17 protein-coding genes are annotated in these 19002 nt (G+C 43.2%); 9 read left to right on the forward strand and 8 right to left on the reverse strand.

Annotation, left to right across the window (positions count from 1 at the left end; all coding sequences use genetic code 11):
• Nucleotides 1-85 precede the first annotated feature (85 nt).
• The 4 genes from ACX17N_RS10170 to ACX17N_RS10185 form a co-directional block, all read right to left on the reverse strand.
• Nucleotides 86-340 (reverse strand): helix-turn-helix domain-containing protein, encoded by a 255-nt coding sequence (locus ACX17N_RS10170; protein ID WP_458892451.1) that lies wholly within the window; start codon nucleotides 338-340, stop codon nucleotides 86-88.
• Between the two features lie 132 nt (nucleotides 341-472).
• A complete protein-coding gene (gene cydB, locus ACX17N_RS10175; protein WP_458892452.1) occupies nucleotides 473-1477 on the reverse strand; it encodes a cytochrome d ubiquinol oxidase subunit II in 1005 nt (334 codons plus the stop codon).
• Nucleotides 1474-2907 (reverse strand): cytochrome ubiquinol oxidase subunit I, encoded by a 1434-nt coding sequence (locus ACX17N_RS10180; RefSeq protein WP_458892453.1) that lies wholly within the window; start codon nucleotides 2905-2907, stop codon nucleotides 1474-1476. Before ACX17N_RS10180 ends, cydB begins: the two co-directional genes overlap by 4 nt.
• A 151-nt stretch (nucleotides 2908-3058) precedes the next feature.
• The gene (locus tag ACX17N_RS10185; protein WP_458892454.1) at nucleotides 3059-3532 is read right to left on the reverse strand and encodes a DUF2946 domain-containing protein; all 474 of its coding nucleotides are present in this window, start codon (nucleotides 3530-3532) and stop codon (nucleotides 3059-3061) included.
• A 256-nt stretch (nucleotides 3533-3788) separates the two neighbouring features.
• On the opposite strand from ACX17N_RS10185, the gene ACX17N_RS10190 reads away from it, so the two are divergent.
• The 4 genes from ACX17N_RS10190 to ACX17N_RS10205 all read left to right on the forward strand — a co-directional run bounded on the left by ACX17N_RS10190 (nucleotide 3789) and on the right by ACX17N_RS10205 (nucleotide 8749).
• Nucleotides 3789-4187: a DUF2946 family protein gene (locus tag ACX17N_RS10190; RefSeq protein WP_458892455.1), complete on the forward strand. Its 399-nt coding sequence runs from the start codon at nucleotides 3789-3791 to the stop codon at nucleotides 4185-4187.
• 323 nt (nucleotides 4188-4510) lie between these two features.
• Entirely contained in the window at nucleotides 4511-6703 is a 2193-nt protein-coding gene (locus ACX17N_RS10195) for a TonB-dependent siderophore receptor (protein WP_458892456.1), read from the forward strand.
• A 62-nt stretch (nucleotides 6704-6765) separates the two neighbouring features.
• Entirely contained in the window at nucleotides 6766-7218 is a 453-nt protein-coding gene (locus ACX17N_RS10200) for a copper resistance protein NlpE N-terminal domain-containing protein (protein ID WP_458892457.1), read from the forward strand.
• Nucleotides 7219-7759: 541 nt separating this feature from the next.
• Nucleotides 7760-8749 carry an AraC family transcriptional regulator gene (locus tag ACX17N_RS10205; protein ID WP_458892458.1) on the forward strand — a complete coding sequence of 330 codons (990 nt, stop codon included), beginning with the start codon at nucleotides 7760-7762 and terminating at the stop codon, nucleotides 8747-8749.
• A gap of 62 nt (nucleotides 8750-8811) precedes the next feature.
• Here the strand turns inward: ACX17N_RS10205 and ACX17N_RS10210 are convergent, their stop codons facing one another.
• Entirely contained in the window at nucleotides 8812-10152 is a 1341-nt protein-coding gene (locus ACX17N_RS10210; RefSeq protein WP_458892459.1) for an MFS transporter, read from the reverse strand.
• 558 nt (nucleotides 10153-10710) lie between these two features.
• Here ACX17N_RS10210 and ACX17N_RS10215 point away from each other — a divergent pair.
• From ACX17N_RS10215 to ACX17N_RS10235, 5 genes are read left to right on the forward strand one after another with little or no spacing between them, the layout of a single operon-like run.
• Nucleotides 10711-11970 carry a dienelactone hydrolase family protein gene (locus ACX17N_RS10215; RefSeq protein ID WP_458892460.1) on the forward strand — a complete coding sequence of 420 codons (1260 nt, stop codon included), beginning with the start codon at nucleotides 10711-10713 and terminating at the stop codon, nucleotides 11968-11970.
• Nucleotides 11971-11973: 3 nt separating this feature from the next.
• On the forward strand, nucleotides 11974-12759 hold the full coding sequence (locus tag ACX17N_RS10220) for an SDR family oxidoreductase (protein WP_458892461.1): 786 nt from the start codon (nucleotides 11974-11976) through the stop codon (nucleotides 12757-12759).
• A gap of 45 nt (nucleotides 12760-12804) precedes the next feature.
• Entirely contained in the window at nucleotides 12805-14043 is a 1239-nt protein-coding gene (locus ACX17N_RS10225; protein ID WP_458892462.1) for a styrene monooxygenase/indole monooxygenase family protein, read from the forward strand.
• A 30-nt stretch (nucleotides 14044-14073) separates the two neighbouring features.
• A complete protein-coding gene (locus ACX17N_RS10230) occupies nucleotides 14074-14604 on the forward strand; it encodes a flavin reductase family protein (RefSeq protein WP_458892480.1) in 531 nt (176 codons plus the stop codon).
• 49 nt (nucleotides 14605-14653) lie between these two features.
• Nucleotides 14654-15601, forward strand: a complete 948-nt coding sequence (locus tag ACX17N_RS10235) for a SphA family protein (protein WP_458892463.1) — start codon at nucleotides 14654-14656, stop codon at nucleotides 15599-15601.
• A gap of 60 nt (nucleotides 15602-15661) precedes the next feature.
• Here the strand turns inward: ACX17N_RS10235 and ACX17N_RS10240 are convergent, their stop codons facing one another.
• From ACX17N_RS10240 to pcaF, 3 genes are all read right to left on the reverse strand, one after another.
• Entirely contained in the window at nucleotides 15662-16681 is a 1020-nt protein-coding gene (locus ACX17N_RS10240) for a cupin domain-containing protein (RefSeq protein WP_458892464.1), read from the reverse strand.
• 353 nt (nucleotides 16682-17034) lie between these two features.
• Nucleotides 17035-17823, reverse strand: a complete 789-nt coding sequence (gene pcaD, locus ACX17N_RS10245; protein ID WP_458892465.1) for a 3-oxoadipate enol-lactonase — start codon at nucleotides 17821-17823, stop codon at nucleotides 17035-17037.
• Between the two features lie 56 nt (nucleotides 17824-17879).
• A partial coding sequence (gene pcaF, locus ACX17N_RS10250; RefSeq protein WP_458892466.1) for a 3-oxoadipyl-CoA thiolase occupies nucleotides 17880-19002 on the reverse strand: 1123 nt, incomplete at its 5' end.

The raw sequence follows: 19002 nt of genomic DNA on the forward strand, positions 1-19002 counted from the left end.
TATTTTAATTTCAATTGATTAGCGCGAAGTTGCAACTCAAGCTAGAGATGTGAAGTACCATGCATGTGCATGGTACTCCTGTCATTTATGCCAAATTTTCTAGCACAAATTGTGGGGATTTGAGAAAGAGGCGAATGAGTGCCTGAGCAGAACTCGAAGGTTGGCGGACACCACGCTCCCAACTTTCTAAAGTCCTGACCGAAATGCCAAGTTTTGTGGCAAGTTCGAGCTGTGAAATCTTCATTTTATGTCTGGTTCGGATAATGCTTTCTGACCAGTTAAAGGCTTGCTTCGAGACATAACGCTCATGAAATGCCTGAGCTTGTGCTGATAAATGCATGTCATGCTCCCGATTCAATAGGCCAGTTGTAGCAATAGTCTAAACAGTAGGGCAATCACCAACAGCCCCAGAAACCCTGCCAACCAAAGCACAATAAACCACTGAAATTGAGATAATTTCATAAGTCACTCCTTAATGGTAGCCTTCATCACCGACACGGACTTTGTCACGGAACACCCAGTAGGACAAAATGGTGTACATAATAATGATCGGGATTAAGATTAAAGCCCCGATAAGGGCAAATAATTGACTATTGGCGGGTGCAGCGGCATCCCAAATGGTGATGGATGGTGGAATGACGTAAGGGAAAATGCTGATTAAAAAACCCGTATAGGCCAAGAACACCAAAGCCAGCGTATATAAAAAGGGTGTCGATTCCTGCTGCTTACGACAGGCCTGAATAGTGAGATAGCTAAACACCACCACCAGTATTGGCACAGGGCTAAAATAGAGCAATTGCGGTTGAGTAAACCAACGCTCGGCAATGCGGGGATGCGCCATAGGGGTATAAATACTCACCACCACAAAAATGATGAACAATGCCAGCATCAATTTCGGCATCAGTTTATACATCTGTTGTTGTAGATGCTGGTCGGTTTTTAAAATCAGCCAGCCACAACCGAGTGCAGCATAAACAATCACAACGCCTAAGCCGGTAAACAATGAAAAGGGAGTCAGCCAGTCGAGGCCACCGCCGGCATAACGACCATCCACAATATGAATGCCTTGAATATAAGCACCTAAAATGACCCCTTGTAAAAAGCTAGAACAGAAAGAGCCACTAATAAAAGCTTTGTCCCATAAATACTTGGTGCGATTGGCTTTAAAGCGAAATTCGAAAGCAACCCCACGGAAAATCAAGGCAATGACCATGAGAATAATCGGTAGATAAAGCGCTGAAAGTACCGCCGAATAAACCATCGGAAATGCTGCAAATAAACCAGCACCACCCAGCACCATCCACGTTTCATTGCCATCCCAGACTGGGGCGACGGTATTCATCATTACATCGCGTTCTTGTTGGCTTTTTATAAAAGGAAACAGAATCCCAATCCCTAAATCGAAGCCATCTAGGACCACATAAATAAAGACGCCAATGGCAATAATGACAATCCAAATTAAAGATAAATCGATCATGATGATGCTCCCTGATTTTGATCGTCAATAAAGTCATCTGCGGCACTTAATGGGCGCATGGGTGTTTTGAAATGACCTACACCACCAACTTCTTCAGCAGTACTATGAATAAACTCAGGTCCTTTATGCATGAGTTTCAGCATGTAATAAATGCCGATCCCAAATACGATGCAGTACACGACAACAAAAATAATTAATGTAAGTCCGACTTGTTCCGCAGAAACAGGAGAAAGCGCGTCTTTGGTACGCATCACCCCGTAGATTACCCAAGGTTGGCGTCCAACCTCTGTGGTGAACCAACCCGCCAGTAAAGCGATAAATCCTGAGGGCCCCATGAACAATGCGAAACGTTGCAGCCATTTATTTTCATAAAGTTGATTGCCTTTTCTGAGCCAGAGTCCTGCCAATGCCAAAAGCAACATCAACATGCCTAAGCCAACCATAATGCGGAAGCTCCAGAACACCACAGTGGAATTAGGGCGATCTTCAGGGGCAAAATCTTTTAACCCCTGTACGGTGCCATCTTTAGAGTGTGTCAGAATGAGGCTACCGAGATTGGGAATAGCAAGGGCATATTTGGTACGTTCTTCTTGCATATCAGGAAGACCAAATAAATAAAGCGGCATGCCTTCATCATGATTGGTTTCCCAATGACCTTCCATCGCGGCAAGTTTGGCAGGCTGATGCTTTAAGGTATTTAAGCCGTGGGCATCTCCAATCAATACTTGCAGTGGTGCAAGAATCAGAATCAGCCAAAGCGCCATTGAGAAAGATTTTTTGACCAGTTCATCACGACGTCCCTTGAGGAGATGCCATGCCGCTGTTGCTGCCACCAGTAAGGCCGCAACCATAAAGGCCGCAATCGCCATATGTGCTAAACGGTAATGAAAAGAGGGGTTAAAGACAATTGCAAACCAGTCTTGCGGCACAATCACGCCGTTTTCGATGCTAAAGCCTTGCGGGGTTTGCATCCAACTGTTTGAAGATAAAATCCAGAACATGGAAATACAGGTCCCGACTGCGACCATTAAGGTGGCAAAGAAGTGGGCTTTTTTACCCACGCGCCCCCAGCCGAAGAGCATAATGCCCAAGAAACCGGCTTCTAGGAAAAAGGCACTTAATACTTCATAAGCCAATAATGGCCCAGTGACACCGCCAGCAAAACGTGAAAATTCACTCCAGTTGGTGCCAAACTGATAGCTCATCACCACGCCCGAGACCACGCCCATGCCAAAAGCGACCGCAAAAATTTTCACCCAGAATTTAAACAAGTCCTGATAAATTGGATTGTTGGTTCTTAACCAGCGCCATTCAAGTACAGCCAAAAAGCTAGCAAGCCCAATGGAAATTGCTGGAAAAATAATATGAAAGGAAACGGTAAAGGCAAACTGAATACGTGCCAGTTCTAGTGCAGTTAAACCTAAATTCATGCTGTCACCCCACGCAATGCTGGGTACAAAATTAGGAAATATCGAGATGAATTGGGCTCTACCCACATTGGAGTATCAAAAAAAGATATAAACATAAGATCTGTCTCTTCGATGCAATAAAATGAAAAGCACAGCAAAACTGCTGCGTGACTTAGATTGCAAAAGACAGTGGTGGTGCTCGACCTTGAGGAATGAGAAAGAGCTGCTGTAGTTCAAAGAACACATGCAAGAAGTTTTCACGGAATGCCAGAAAACGAATCTGTATTCGCAGTAAAATCAGCTTGAAATCGGTCTCGGGTAACGGCAAGACATGGCTATAGACCACGCAGTACTGACACTGATGATTAGCGTCATGATGTGAGTGCGTTGTTGGACTGGCTTGATCGTTGCTTGCTAGAGTATGCCCCAAATGTTGCGCATGATCCGTCATGTTCATCATGTTGTGATGTTGATGGGACTGCTGCAAATTGGGTAAAGTTTTGGTGGAAAAATCACCTATTTTAAGTGCTTGGGCAATAGTTTCACAGACAGGAGAAATTTGGAACTTCTCTGGCAAAAGTGGCTGTAAAAACACCGCTATCTGTAATAAGACTGCAAAGAAACCAAACAGTCTTCCGAAACACATAAGCACCTAATGTGATCTCTTTTGGAAATCATTAGCACAACACTATAGCAAATGTTTTGTGAAATGGTAGACATAAATCTTGTTAAATCATATGTAAATCACTGAAATTTTGACTGGATGGTGAATTTTTCCTCAGGCAAACTCAACCAAGCGCAAGGTTAAACCAATTGATTCACGCGGATGTATTATGTTAGTTTCCGCCTCGCACAATTGATGGATGTATAGCGGGTTGAGAACAGCTTTGGTTCTCGCTTTAATGGCGATGTTTTTACAAGTAGCTGTATTTTTACAGCCACTCTTACCTGAGGAATTTCAGATTTCTCCGGTATGCGTCACTATTGCCGAATTAACGCTACAAGTAAAATCATCCACTCATCAATCGCTGCATCATTCAACTGCGGACACTTCGCAGTCTCATGATCTGTTGCAAATGCAGCATTCCACGTCTAAGCACCAACACCAACTGGATCATCACTGTATTTTCTGTACCGTGTATGGACATTTGCTGCCGCATTTAAATATAGAAATTAAAGAAGTGGTTAAACGCTTAAATGTTCGCTTATTGGCATTTCAACAAGCCTTTCGCCATGTTTTCTTTGTTTTACAGCGGTTATTTCTAAGTCCTCAGGGACGTGCCCCACCTGTATTGGCCTAAATTTTCTACATAAAGCATGCACAGATATTGGAATCTTCCAATGGTCTGTGTTGAGTCTGGTTTGAATCATTGTCTGTATGACTGCGTAATGGCATAGGTATTTCACATCTTATGCTTTGAGTGCTGTTGCAACAGGCAAACCTCATCCTGCAGGATTTCATCTATTGCTTCCGTGGCACAAGTTTGGCGATGAAAGAAATATAGCGCTGCCTGAAGCTTGAGGGAAATTCAAACCATTCAATTATTCAATGAAACCAGCATCACTTGCGCACCTTGTGGAGTTTGCATGGATTTCAGTATTAGAATTTTAGGTTATTTTTTTCATGGCGAAATTTATTGTTCACCCGCTCTCGTTGAGTATTTTGCTGGCGCAACTTTCAATTAATGTGGTGTTTGCCGCTGAAGCAACTGAGCAAGACACGGATATTACACAGTTATCCACCATTACCTTAACCGCAGAAAAGCAGGATGAACGTCATACTTCATCACAAGCCATCACTCAGTTTAACCATGATTTATTGGACGTGCCTTTTACCAAGTCGCATGTGTCCGAGACGGATATTCAAAATCATAATGTACAGCGCATTAGCGATGCTTTGTCATTGGTGAATGGGGTGGTGTATCAAGACAGTTATGGTGGCGGATTTTGGGATAATTACTCATTCCGTGGCTTTAGTACTGACCCAAACATGGGGACGATTTACATGCGTAATGGCTTGAGTTCTGTGAGTGGCATTCATACACCTCGAGATATGGTGAATATACAAGCGATTGATTTCTTAAAAGGTCCGATGGCAGCCATGTATGGACAAGGGGCGATCGGTGGCATCATGAATATCACCACCAAACAACCAGAATGGCAATCGAAAGGCAGTTACAGCCTGAGTGGCAGCACCTTAGAAGAATACCGAGCTGCGCTAGATGATACGGGTGCAGTGAATCAGGCGCTGGCTTATCGACTAGGCTTGGCCTATGAAAATAATCAGAGCTTCCGTGATCACGTAGACAGTCAACACTATTACATTGCCCCACAATTGGCATGGAAAATTTCAGAGCAAACCCAACTGAATTTAGATATGGAATTTGCACAGTCCAACGGGGTGTTTGATCGAGGCATTCCGATGCTTAATGGTCAATTGACGCTGAATAAAAAGACCTTTTTGGGTGAGCCGAGTGATGGCGATATCACGATTAAAAATCAGATGTATCAATTGCGCTTAAATCATGCATTTAATGATGATTGGAACAATACTACAGCCATTACTTATAACCATGGTGAGCGCGCGGGGACTTCCACTGAGTTATGTGGAGTATATCCTGATAAAAGCTGCTTTCCAGATGCAAAGAAAGATAGTGAATGGGGAATATTAAATCCAATCGAAAATACTACAGCAAAGCGTTTCCGTCGTTACCGCCAATTTGAAACGAGTACAGCTCAACTCCAGTCCATTTTCCGAGGCAAAGTAAACGCAGGGAATATAAGGCATGAAGTGGTTGCGAACTTTGAAGCAAGCCAATACACCATTGATCAAGTTCAACAACGAAATTGTAATCAGGTTAATTCAACGAGTTGTTCTGTAGAAGACGCTTATATTCCAATAAATATCTATGATCCAACGTACGGTCATACATCAAATTTAACCCGCACCACCAAAGACAGTAAAGAAACGCAAGAGATGTTGGGCTTTAATCTCCAAGACCACATTTTCTTGAATGATCAGTGGAATATCTTATTGGGTGGACGTTACAACCGTTTAGAACAACAGATTGATGATCATCGTACAGGGAAAAGTGCGAATCAGGCCTTTAGTCCATTTACCCCACGTGCGGGAATCAATTATCAACCCACTGAAAAGTTGTCATTTTATAGCAACTGGGGCAAAGCGTTTGAACTGAATACGGGCTTGAACAAAGATAATGAGCTGTATGAGCCTGAAAAAACAGAAAGCTGGGAAGTAGGTGCTAAATATCAGTTCTTAGCCAAAAGCTGGTTAGGTCTGACATATTTTGATATGCAAAAACAGCATTTGTTAACCGAAGGTATTAGCGATAGTTATGTAGACAGCGGGCGAGTGCAAAGTCATGGACTGGAATTTGAGTTACAGCATCAATTGACTGAACAGTTGCGCTTAAATGCCAACTATACCTTTACCGATGCTTCCGTCGTGGAAAGTGAAGTTGAAGCAAAAGGTGCAAGACTGAAAAACATTCCTAAACATACCGCAAATTTGACTGCGGATTACCAGTTTAATCTGGCAGGACATGCTTCTGGTTTAATTGCCAATCTGAATTATTACGGCAAGCGCAGTGCAAACTATATGGATAATGGTACAAGTTTGCCTGATTTCACTGTCGTGAATGTGGGTGGCTATCTGCAACTCCATCCTGATGTGCGTGCCCAGTTGAATATCGAAAATCTGTTTGACCAAGATTATTACGTGTCCAGTTATACCAATAACTGGGTACAACCAGGCGAGCCACTGAAGGCAACTCTGAGCTTAAACTGGACATTCTAAAAGACTAGGCAAGGGCTGTCGTTTATGCAGCCTATGCCCATCTTTTCAAAGAGATTTGCGTTATGAAAAAAACCTTAGTATGTAGTTTTGTCTTTGCCAGTTTATGTTTGGGCTGTAGCCAATCTGAAAAAGCCGAACAAAAAGACAGTGAGCATGTAAAAACCATGAACGTGATAGATCCTGAGCTGCAAAAGTGGGTCGGTCATTACAAAGGAATTACCCCGTGCATCACCTGTTCTGCATTTTGTGATGGATGTGAGGGTACAACGGTCGAAATTTATCTCAAGTCAGATCAAAGCTTTCAATTGCGACGTACCCCGAATAGCGAAACGCAAAAAGCTGAAGAGTATCAAGGACATTTTGCCTTTGAAGATTCTGGAAAACTGAAAATTCAACTTCAGGGGGTTAAAGAGCGCAATCAGCTTATTTTTGGACAGGATTATGTTGAAGTGATTGATGTCAAATCGGGTGCATCTTATCGAGACTTTCCTGATTTTCAGTTGGTGAAAATCTAATCTTTAAAATATTGTGATTGCGAAAGAAAGGCAGCGTATTTGCTTATTAGGGCTGAATAATCGGTCCTATTAGCTAAAAAGCACACAGAACGCATGAGTTGTCAGTCATGCTTTTGAGCCGAGTGCGCGTCGATGTTGGTCCGCCCTTAAGTTGCAGTTTTGGGCAAACCAACATCCGACTTTTGTTTGTGTGTCCGTATTCACTTTATATATGTATAAAGGTTATCGAGTTGTTGAACTTCCTAAAAAGGCAGCATCATTCAGCTTGACTCAGCCTTGCTAAAAACATCAAACGCGCTTTTAATTGAATAGTTGCTGTGTATGATGATGAAGGATCATAAAGTCGAATAGGGAGAATTTGGCACAAAGTTATAAAATTATACTTTTGAGGTATTTCACAAAGTCTTATTTTTAACTTAAAAATAAGGATGTTTTTAAAAAGTTCGATGCTTCTGGCATTGAAAAAATACGCCATCAAAGGATTTTGATTGGCACAAAAGTTGCTGTTAAGCAATTAGGTCTTAGCTAGGTGAAAAAGGATATGACATCACTCAGCCAACAGATGAATATGAATCATTATTCGCGGCAAGCGGATTATGCTCAGAATTTGATGTCCATGATTTGCGGTGAACACCGTTTGGACACCAGTGCGCGTGACACTTTAGATTTTCATTATGATGGTATGCGTTTGCCGAATCGGAATATGGCCATCGGCACGATCAGTTATGGTGCAAATGTATCCATTAATATCTCGAATTTAAAAGCTTATAGCATTAGTTTGCCGATACAGGGTACCCAAGCCTTAAAGATACGGGGTGAAAACTATGTCTCTGATGCCAATCGAGGCTTGATTGTTTCGAATAATGATAGTCAGGAATTAATCATTGACCGGCACTGTCAAAAATTGCAGGTGGTTATTCCTGAAAAAAGTATGCACATGGTTTTGGCCGATTTATTGGATAAGCCAGTAGAACAGCCGATTATTTTCAATCCGGAAATGCATCTGGCCTCCACGCAAATGATTGAAGTGTGGTGGAAGAATGTGCAGAACTTTTTGCAGTTCAATACTCAAAATAATGGGTTTTTCGGGTTGCAAATGTTGTCTCAAGACTATGAAAACTTTGTGATCAAGGCATTATTGCTGTCGCAAGAGCATAATTATACGGCTGCATTGAAAATACAGGCACAACAACAAGAGCCGCTGTATATCCGTAAAGTCAAAAACTTCATTATTGAACATGCCCATGAAGAAATTTGCGCTGAGGATTTGCAACGCTTGGCAGGTGTTTCCAAATCTAAACTCTATGACGAGTTTCAACAGTATTATGGCACCAGTCCAATGGCTTATTTAAGAAAATATCGTTTGCAGCAGATTTATAAAATTTTAAGTCATGCCAATGTGAATTCTAAACTGTCGATTTCTAAACTTGCCTATGACTGGGGCTTTACCCATCTCAGTCGTTTTTCTCAAGATTATAAAGAGGAGTTTGGAGAAAAGCCGAGTGAAACTAAACTTAAAAATCGGCAATAGTCCCCATTAAAAAAACCTGATTAAGTTGATTTAATCAGGTTTTTTTACATCAATCTGAAAGGCTAGACAGATTCTTCTAATGTATAACTTTGCTTTTCTTTGGCTTTTTCAATAATCACTTTTAGGCTAAGTGCTATAAATGAAATGAGGGTTGGAATAGCGAGGACAAAGAAAATTCCGCCTAAACTCAAGTTGAAGGTAAAGATTAATGATCCGAAGAATGCTCCCAGAATTGCGCCAATTCGGCCAATACCATGCATCCATGACACACCAACGGCACGACACATAGCAGGGTAAAGCAGGGTTGCAAGCGGTAATAAAGAAGATTGTGCGCCGGCGAGTAATGCACCAATTAGGAAAATGGTTATTCCAAGCAATAGAATATTTGAGCTGACAAAACCTGCCAAAATAAATAAGCCGAAAGCGATAAAGTAGGCATATTTAATGACGGTGGTTGGATTCACTTTATCCATATACCAGCCCATCACAGTTGCGCCAATCACACCACCAAAAGGGAAAATAGCGGCAATTAAGCTAAATTGTTGCGTACTAAAACCCGCAGTTTTCAGAATAGTTGGCATCCAGCTGGTTAAAAGATAGAAGACCAATAAACTAGTAAAGCAGCATAACCACAACATGCTCGAACTAAATAAGTATTTGCCTAACACCATTTTTACTGGGTTTTCATTTGAGGTTTCAGTCTGAGCCAAGACCAATTTGACCGGTTCATTAAAGGCTTGCCCTTGAATGCGTTCTAAAATGGCTTGAGCTTTATCTTGTTGATTACGCGCAATCAGGGATTGTGTCGACTCTGGTAATGCAATAATGAGGGTGATGACCAGAAATAATGGAATAGTCCCCCCAATAATGATGACTTTTGCCCAGCCAAACATTTCCAGTAAATAGGCCGATAGCACACCACCACAAGAAATACCGAGCATAAAACCACAGCCTGCCAATCCAGTCAGAAAGGCTTTGCGTTTTAGCGGCATATATTCAGAAACCATGGTACTGATATTCGGCATGGCAGCACCTAAGCCAATCCCTGTAATAAAACGGTAAATCATCAATTCTTGGGTAGAGTCTGCGAATCCACAAAGAATGGTAAAGATCGAAAATAGCAATGTGGTAATTACAATAATGCCTTTGCGTCCAAATTTATCAGACAGAGGTCCTGACAAAATTGCGCCAATGGACATACCGACCAAGGCCGCACTCAGTACGGGTGCCAGTTGTGGTTTGCTAATCCCCCAATCATCGAGTAAGGCTGGGGCAATGAATCCGATAATTCCCGTATCGAGACCATCACAAAAAAATACCAAGAAACCCAGTGTAAACACCAGCCACTGAAGTGGGGAGAGCCGCTCTCGGTTGATAATATTACTGACTTCAATTGTTCTCATCATTATTCCTTTGAACCGGTTTATTTTTGCTGGACAGCTTAGCTTGCTGTCACACGTTGTTATCCATATCTGGCGTTGAAGTTTTATGGTCTTAAGCCATAAGCTTCAATGAGAAGGCTGTTGATTTAACCGAAATGTCTGTGTTCTTTGAAATGAGAAATAGTGACAAATTGAGTGGAATGACCCAAGCGTTCTCAGACTTGTCATTACAATATCATTTCAATCACCACACGGCTTTGCCAAGGATATTTGATTCAAGAGTTCCATGTGGATATCTACAGCAAGGCATCGACATTTCATGTGTTGTTGTTTTAATTGAACTCTTTTTAGGGTTTTTCGACTATCCACTATCTCCTGAACTTCATCCATTTTTTCCAAGCGGCATTAAACAAACGAACGCATGACGAGATTGAATCCAGCGGATAATGAATAAAGCGGTAAGTGCGTCATTGCTTGAGACAATTACGCATAGATTGGATAGTCTCCGCAGCTTTTGGACAGTCATAAAAAAAAATTAAATAGAAGATAAAGCCATAACAAAGTCAGGAGTTGACAATTATGGCGGGTAAAACGATTCAGATAAAAACACAGTCAGGTAAACAATTCAGCGCTTACTTGGTTGTCCCATCTTCAGGTAAAGGTCCCGGCATTGTGCTGTGTCAGGAAATTTTTGGTGTGAATGCCGCCATGCGTGAAAAGGCGGACTTCCTTGCTGAGGAAGGCTATACCGTGTTAGTCCCTGATTTATTCTGGCGCAATGCTGCGAATATTGAACTGGGATATAGCGCAGAGGACTTTGCTCAAGCCTATGCGCTTTATCAACAGTATGATGAAAATTTAGGGGTTGAAGACATTCAAGATAGTTTGGCTTATCTACGAACACGCCCCGAGTGTGATGCTGAAACAGGTTTGGGGGTTGTTGGATATTGCCTTGGTGGCAAACTGGCGTACTTGGCGGCCTGCCGTTTGCCAGAGGTTGCCTGTGCGGTGGGTTACTATGGGGTGGGTTTAGCGCAGGTTTTAGATGAGCTGAAAAATTTAAAAGGTCGGCTGGTACTTCATATTGCTGAACTGGATCAGTTCACCCCGCCAGATGCAAGACAAGCGATCGTCAATGCCGCTGCTCAATATGCCAATGTACAAGCATATGTTTATGAAGATGTAGACCATGCTTTTGCACGACCTAAAAGTGAACATTATCACAAGCCCTCAGCGCGTTTTGCACATGAACGGACAGTAACCGCATTACATGAAACGATTGGGCCACATTTTGATCTGGTAACACTTTGGGAAGAGCATATTCGACATGAGTTTGATACTCGAGATGTTCCCGCAACAATGGCCACGATGGTTGCAGAGCCTTATGTCAACCACATTCCGACTTTAACGGGCGGGGTTGGTCAAAGCCAGCTAGCACGCTTCTATCGTTACCATTTTGTGCATCAAAACCCTGAAGATATGAAGATTACCTCTATTTCACGCACGGTAGGTTCAACCCAAGTGGTCGATGAGTTCATTATGAGTTTTACCCATGATACGGAAATTGACTGGTTACTCCCTGGGGTGAAACCGACAGGCAAGTACGTAGAAATTCCAATGTTGGGCGTTATACAGTTTAGAGGTGACAAGCTTTGTCATGAACATATTTATTGGGATCAGGCATCGGTGCTGGTGCAAATAGGTTTACTCAATCCAGAGGGTTTACCTGTGGCTGGCGTTGAAACTGCCAAAAAGCTCCTCGATGAGGATTTGCCCTCGAATACGCTCATGCCGTCATGGTCGAGCAGTGAAGGCAAACCCATTCGTGAAGGAGCATGAGCTATGAATACGGACTTAAAGGGCAAAGTCGCAGTTGTCAGTGGTGGTGCAACCTTAATCGGTAAAGCGGTGGTACAGGCGCTGGTGAATGCGGGAGCACGGGTTGCGATACTTGATATTGATGCCCAAGGCAAAAAGGTTGCGGAAAGTTTTCCTTATGATGTGATGTTTATTCAGGTGGATTTAACCAGTGATCTTGCCATTCAGCAGGCAGTGAAAAACATTCATCAGCATTTAGGTGAGGTGAGCTGTTTAGTGAATTTGGCCTGTACGTATTTGGATGATGGTTTTCAGTCCTCGCGTCAGGATTGGTTAAAAGCATTAGATATCAATGTATTGTCTGTGGTGGAGTTAACCCGTGCTTTCTATCCAGATTTAAAAAAGCAGCGCGGCTCAATCGTAAATTTTACTTCCATTTCCGCCAAGTATGCCCAAACAGGGCGTTGGTTATATCCGGTTTCTAAAGCTGCAATTCGTCAATTAACCCAAAGTATGGCCATGGACTTTGCCACAGACGGTATACGGGTGAATTCGATTTCCCCTGGTTGGACATGGTCACGAGTCATTGCCGAAGTGAGTGGTAACAACCGTGAAAAGGCAGATGGCGTTGCGGCGGACTATCACTTATTGGGGCGTTTGGGACATCCAGAAGAAATTGCCAATGTGGTGCAGTTTTTATTGTCACCAGCAGCCAGCTTTGTGACTGGGGCTGATTATGCCGTGGATGGCGGCTATTCGGTGATGGGGCCAGAAGGCGCTCAACCCGCCATACCACGCTTAGCTAGCTAAAACAGCTATAAATTATTGAAAAAATGTAAAAATTGGGAGAAACACATGCGCCGTATTGCAATTGTTGGAGCAGGACAATCAGGTCTGCAACTGGGATTAGGTCTGTTAGATACAGGTTATGACGTGACTTTAATTACCAACCGTACTGCCGAGGAAATTCGTCAGGGCAAAGTCATGTCGAGTCAATGTATGTTTCATACAGCTTTGCAGACTGAACGAGATTTGGGCTTAAATTTTTGGGAAGAGCAATGTCCTGCCGTAGAGGGCATCAGTTTGGCTCTGGTTAACCCCGAGCAGGGTGGCAAGGCATTTGAGTGGAGTGCGCGTCTGGAACGCTATGCACAATCGGTTGATCAGCGCGTGAAAATGCCATTTTGGATGCAGGAGTTTGAAAAGCGTGGCGGTCAATTAATTATTCAGGATGTTGGCATTGAAGAACTGGAGCAACTGGCCAATGAATATGAACTGGTGCTTTTGGCCGCAGGTAAGGGGGAAGTGGTTAAACAATTTGAACGGGATGAGGCAAGAAGCGTATTTGATAAACCGCAACGCGCACTGGCATTAACCTATGTAAAAGGCATGCAACCCATCTCACCGTATTCACGGGTTAGCTTCAATATTATTCCTGAAGTGGGAGAATACTTCTGTTTTCCTGCACTGACCATTAATGGGCCTTGCGACATTATGGTCTTTGAAGGGATTCCCGGTGGTCCAATGGACTGTTGGCAAGATGTACAAACGCCTGAACAGCATTTACAGCGTAGTCTAGAACTGCTTAAAAAATATGTGCCATGGGAATTTGAGCGTTGCAGCAATGTTGAACTCACCGATGCTGGCGGCTATTTGGCAGGGCGTTTCCCACCGACTGTACGTCAACCGGTGTTGACTTTGCCTTCAGGCAAAAAAATCTTTGGCATGGCCGATGCCTTAGTCGTGAATGATCCGATTACTGGTCAAGGCTCCAATAATGCTGCCAAATGCAGCAAGATTTATTTTGATGCGATTTTAGCCAACGATGATCAAGCTTTCAGTGAAGCGTGGATGCAACAAACCTTCGAGCGCTATTGGGCATATGCTGAAAAAGTAGTGGCGTGGACCAACAGCTTGTTAATGCCACCCGAGCCGCATGTCGTGGAGTTGCTGGCAGTAGCCAGTCAAAACCAAGCGATTGCTTCTGTCATGGCGAATAATTTTGATGACCCACGTGACTTTGCGCCGTGGTGGTTTGACGCTGAACAGGCTCAGCATTTTCTGGCCATGAAAACGGCTCAAAAAGTTGCGTAATCACGTTTTGTAAAAAGGATCTTACTCATGATTGATCACATTGAAGAGATGGCACTACAGCCAGTAAACGTAGAAAACCCAAGAGAAATACGGAATTTACTTGGGCAGTTTGCAACAGGGGTTACAGTCATTACGACCCGCAGTAAGCAGGGACGAAAAGTGGGCATGACAGCCAATTCCTTTTCTTCCTTGTCACTAGACCCTCCGTTAATTTTATGGAGCTTATCTAAGACTGCCCCAAGTCTTTCAGACTTTGTAGAAGCTGAACACTTTGCCATTCATATGTTGGCTCAGGAGCACCACCTACTTTCAGGGCATTTTGCTAAAGCCTCGGTGGATAAATTTGCAGGTATTGCCCATCGTGATAGCGATGTTGGGGTTCCGATTCTTGAAGATGTTTTGGCCACCTTAGTCTGTCGAAATGTGACCCAATATGAAGGGGGAGATCATCTGATTTTTATTGGTCAGATCGAGCAATATCAACAACGCCAAGGAGAGCCATTAGTTTTCCATGCGGGCAAATACCGAGTCGCTGCTGCTCATCCAGAGCTAAGCAATTAAAGCTTGAGTCACGATGGTTGCATCGTGACTTTTTATTTAGGAACGAATAATGAAGTACTGTGTAATAAAAAGAACGGTTTTACTAAGTAGTATGGGATGCCTCTCTTTAATGGCCCATGCCTATGATTTACCCACAGTCAATTTAGGCATGACCAGTTTTTTAGATGGGGGCTTGCCAGCTGGTCCGGGCTGGTATGCGCAAACTTATTTCCAAAATTATGAAAGTGATGAGTTGGTGGATGCACAGGGGAAAAAATTAGGTTTGCCGAAAACAGACCTGAACTATCAGGTGATTGTGGAACAAGTCAGTTATTTGTCCAATTTACGGTGGGGTGAACATGCCAGTTTAGGCATTAACTTTCTGATTCCATTTGTTAGTAAAATGGATATGGATGATGGATTAAACAATATGGCAATCAAGTCTCAAGCTGGTTTTGGTGACCTCATGATTGGTCCTTTTGTCCAGTTTGATCCGATTATGGGAGCGTCAGGTCCAAAATTTGTACATCGGATTGAGTTTCAAGTAAACCTGCCAACAGGCGATTACAGTTCTCAAAAAGATATTAATCCAAGTAATCATGCAGTTTCCTTAGATCCGTATTGGGCGGCAACCTATTGGTTTAATCCAAAATGGACGGCTTCAACACGCATTCATTATCTATATAATTTTAAAAATGATGATCCAAGCTATGCTTTTGCGAATGCAGATGAGATTCAAGCGGGTCAAGCATTACATGCCAATTTTGCCACAGAGTATGCGTTTACGCCTCAATTACGCTTAGGACTCAATGGTTATTGGTTAAAGCAGATCACCGATACTGAAGTAGATGGTGATAAATTGAAAGGACGTAAAGAAAAAGTCTGGGCTATTGGTCCGGGTGCTATGTATAGTTTTTCACCCAATAATCATGTCGTTGCCAATGCTTATTTTGAACAAGATGCAGAAAACCGTCCTGAGGGAACGCGGATGCAAGTTCGATATATTCATCATTTCTAAGTCAAAAATTGCCCTTTATTCTCTGAAGGATAAAGGGCAACCTCTATATTTTTAATTCTATTAACTGCAACGACGGGTAGATGACGGCAAAGTGCCAAAACGTCGTTTATATTCTTGAGAAAATCGACCTAAATGGGTAAATCCCCATTTAAATGCCACGTCCGTAACGGTTAAATGTTCATTTTGTACGAGTTCTAAATGAGCCTGTTCAAAACGTAATTCTCTGAGATAAGCCATTGGGGTTGTACCCAAATAGTTTTTAAAGCCCGTAAATAAGGTACGCACACTTACGCCCGCTTGTTCCGCCAGCGTTTCAACGGTTAAGGGTTCATGTAAATGTTGTTGAATATAGGCTTCAGTCCGTTTAATAAAGTGTGGGGAAATGGTTTTATCCTTATGGGAATCAATCTTATTGAGCGCATTATTGGGTTGCCCATAAATCAGCGCATTTAAGAGATTCGATTCAAACTGTTTAAACGCCAATGGGTGATGGAGTGGGTGTTTATCACAGGCCAGAGCATCCATTAAAGTACGGAGTAATTGCAAAAAATAGCTGCCATTTTGTGTAGCAAAATCGAGTTTTGGATCGAAAATGAGTGAGGTGCTATTACTGTCAGGAATATGCTGGCGGCAGTGATGCAGAAAATCTTCTTTAGAAATTTTTAAAATCAGTTGCGGCGAGTTGGCATGCCAACGCATCCGTAAAGATTGTTGCGGTGAGATGATTGATGCAACTTGCGAATAGGACATAAATTTTTGACGTCCAAATTCAATTTCAGCATAGCCATGGGTTGGAATTTGAATTAAATAAAACTTGTCTAAATGATCGGGTTCTATAATCACATCTGCGCCATACACTAGACGGCTAATAGATAGAGCACCTGTTCTAACATGGTGCATGGCTGCACTAAAATTTTTCTGTGGAGTGGATATTTTCAAGATATGCGGCTTAAAGATTTGTCCCACATTTTTACAGGTTTCATCGATATCTTGATGGCTAAACAGTAAATTATGAGGAGAAAAGATAGATTCTTTTTGAAAATGTCGCCCATTTAATTCAGAAGAGTTGGCTTGATACATATCGCTATTCCTTTGGCTAACTCCTGCTGGTATTGCACCTTTAAAAATTCTGCTCGGAATAATTTCGAAATGGTGTCAATACTGCACTTAGATTCGGTTGTGCGCAAAATATATAAAGATAAATGCAAGATATAGACCAGAATTGCCAAAAAATACGGCTTTCAACAAATATTCAGTGAAAGAATCAACGTCCTTATTTTCAGTGTTTGATGATAAGCCTATGCTTGAAGACTCCATTCTACGAACTTGTTTTTTTATCTAGATCTTATTCCTTAAGATCCGTACAAATTTATAGCAAATCCAAGTGATCGGGTCAATTTAATGATCACTTGGATTGTGCTTATCTTTTGGAATTATTCTGCATTCATCTGCAAGAAATGCAGGATATGCTGATTAAACACACTCGGCTGTTCCACATTAGAAATATGCGAAGCATCAATCTCGACCAGCTGACTCTGCGGAATCTGTGCCTGCATAAACTGCGCATCAGCCACCGTGGTTACAGGGTCTTGCTGACCCGCAATAATCAACATGGGCACTTGAATGTCTTTTAACTGCTCCCGAACATCCGCTTTAGCCAAAGCCGCACAGCAGTTTGCATAACCTTCGGCACTGCCAGCTGCCAAGTCGTTTTGAAGATTGGATACCACCGCAGTATGACTTTGGATAAAGGGAGCTGTAAACCATCGCGAGGCTGCACTGTCCGCGATCGGTTGTAAACCTTGAGTTTTGACCAGTGTTGCACGATCCAGCCAAGCCTGTTCCTGACCAATTTTGGCGGCAGTATTACAGACAATCACATGGCTAAACCGTTCAGGATAATGAATCGCCAACCACTGACCGGTTAAGCCGCCCATTGAAATGCCACAGAAAGCCGCTTGCTGAATATTGAGATGATCCAGCAGCTGAATCACATCTTCCCCCAATTGTTGCAGGCTATAAGGCCCTTGCGGAGTTGAGGATGCACCATGACCACGGGTGTCATAACAAATTACAAAGAACTGCTCTTTCAGGGCATTAAACTGCTGCTGCCACATGCCATAATTGGTGCCTAAGGAATTAGAAAACACCAGTGCAGGATGACTGGCATCGCCAAAGGTTTGATAATGCAGTTGTACTTCGGGCGTGGTTAAAATCGGCATATTGTGATTCCTTCATTCATTTTTTTGAGCTAAGTTCTCTAAATTCGCGATTCAAATCAGTCAGCAACCCGCTGAATAATCAGCGCAATGCCTTGACCCACGCCAATACACATTGAACACAGCGCATAGGTTCCACCGGTTTGTTCCAATTGGTTTAAAGCTGTAGTGACTAAACGTGCACCTGATGCACCGAGTGGATGACCAATCGCAATGGCACCACCATTTGGATTCACTTGCGTGGTATCATCGGCCAAACCCAAATCACGGGTCACCGCCAATGCCTGTGCGGCAAAGGCTTCATTCAGTTCAATCACATCCATCTGCTCTAAAGTCAGATTGGCTTGTTTCAGCAATTTCTTGATCGCAGGTGCCGGCGCAAAGCCCATAATGCGTGGCTCAACCCCCACAGCCGTAGAGGCAATAATCTTGGCACGGGGTTTAAGCTGGTATTGCTCAACTGCTGCTTCTGAAGCAATCAGTACAGCAGCCGCACCGTCGTTTATGCCTGACGCGTTTCCCGCTGTGACGGTGCCCTCTGCTGTGACGACTGGCTTCAGTTTGGCCAAACCTTCGAGTGTGGTCGATGCACGCGGATGTTCATCCGTGTCCACCACAATTGGATCACCCTTACGTTGAGCAATACTCACCGGAATGATCTCGTGTTTAAAAAAGCCTTGAGCTTGCGCGGTTGCTGTGCGCTGTTGACTCGTCAAGGCAAACTGGTCTTGATCTGCACGATCAATCTTAAATTGTTGCGCCACGTTCTCTGCAGTCTGTGGCATGGTCTCTACGCCATACATGGCTTTGAGCTTTGGATTGATAAAACGCCAGCCCATGGTGGTGTCTTCAATCTTCTGGCTACGCCCATAAGCGCTTTCCGACTTGCCCATCACAAAGGGCGCTCGCGACATGCTTTCCACACCACCGGCAATAATCAGATGGGCTTCTTCGGCTTTAATGGCACGTGCCGCAATGGCAATCGCATCCAGAGATGAACCACATAAACGGTTGATGGTGGTGGCTGGCACTTCCACCGGTAAGCCTGCCAATAGAGCTGACATACGACCCACATTACGGTTATCTTCACCGGCTTGGTTGGCACAGCCATAGATCACGTCATCGACCTGTGACCAATCGACAGTCGGGTTACGTTGCATCAAGGCTTGAATCGGCACTGCC

This window comes from Acinetobacter sp. GXMZU3951 (assembly GCF_054457875.1).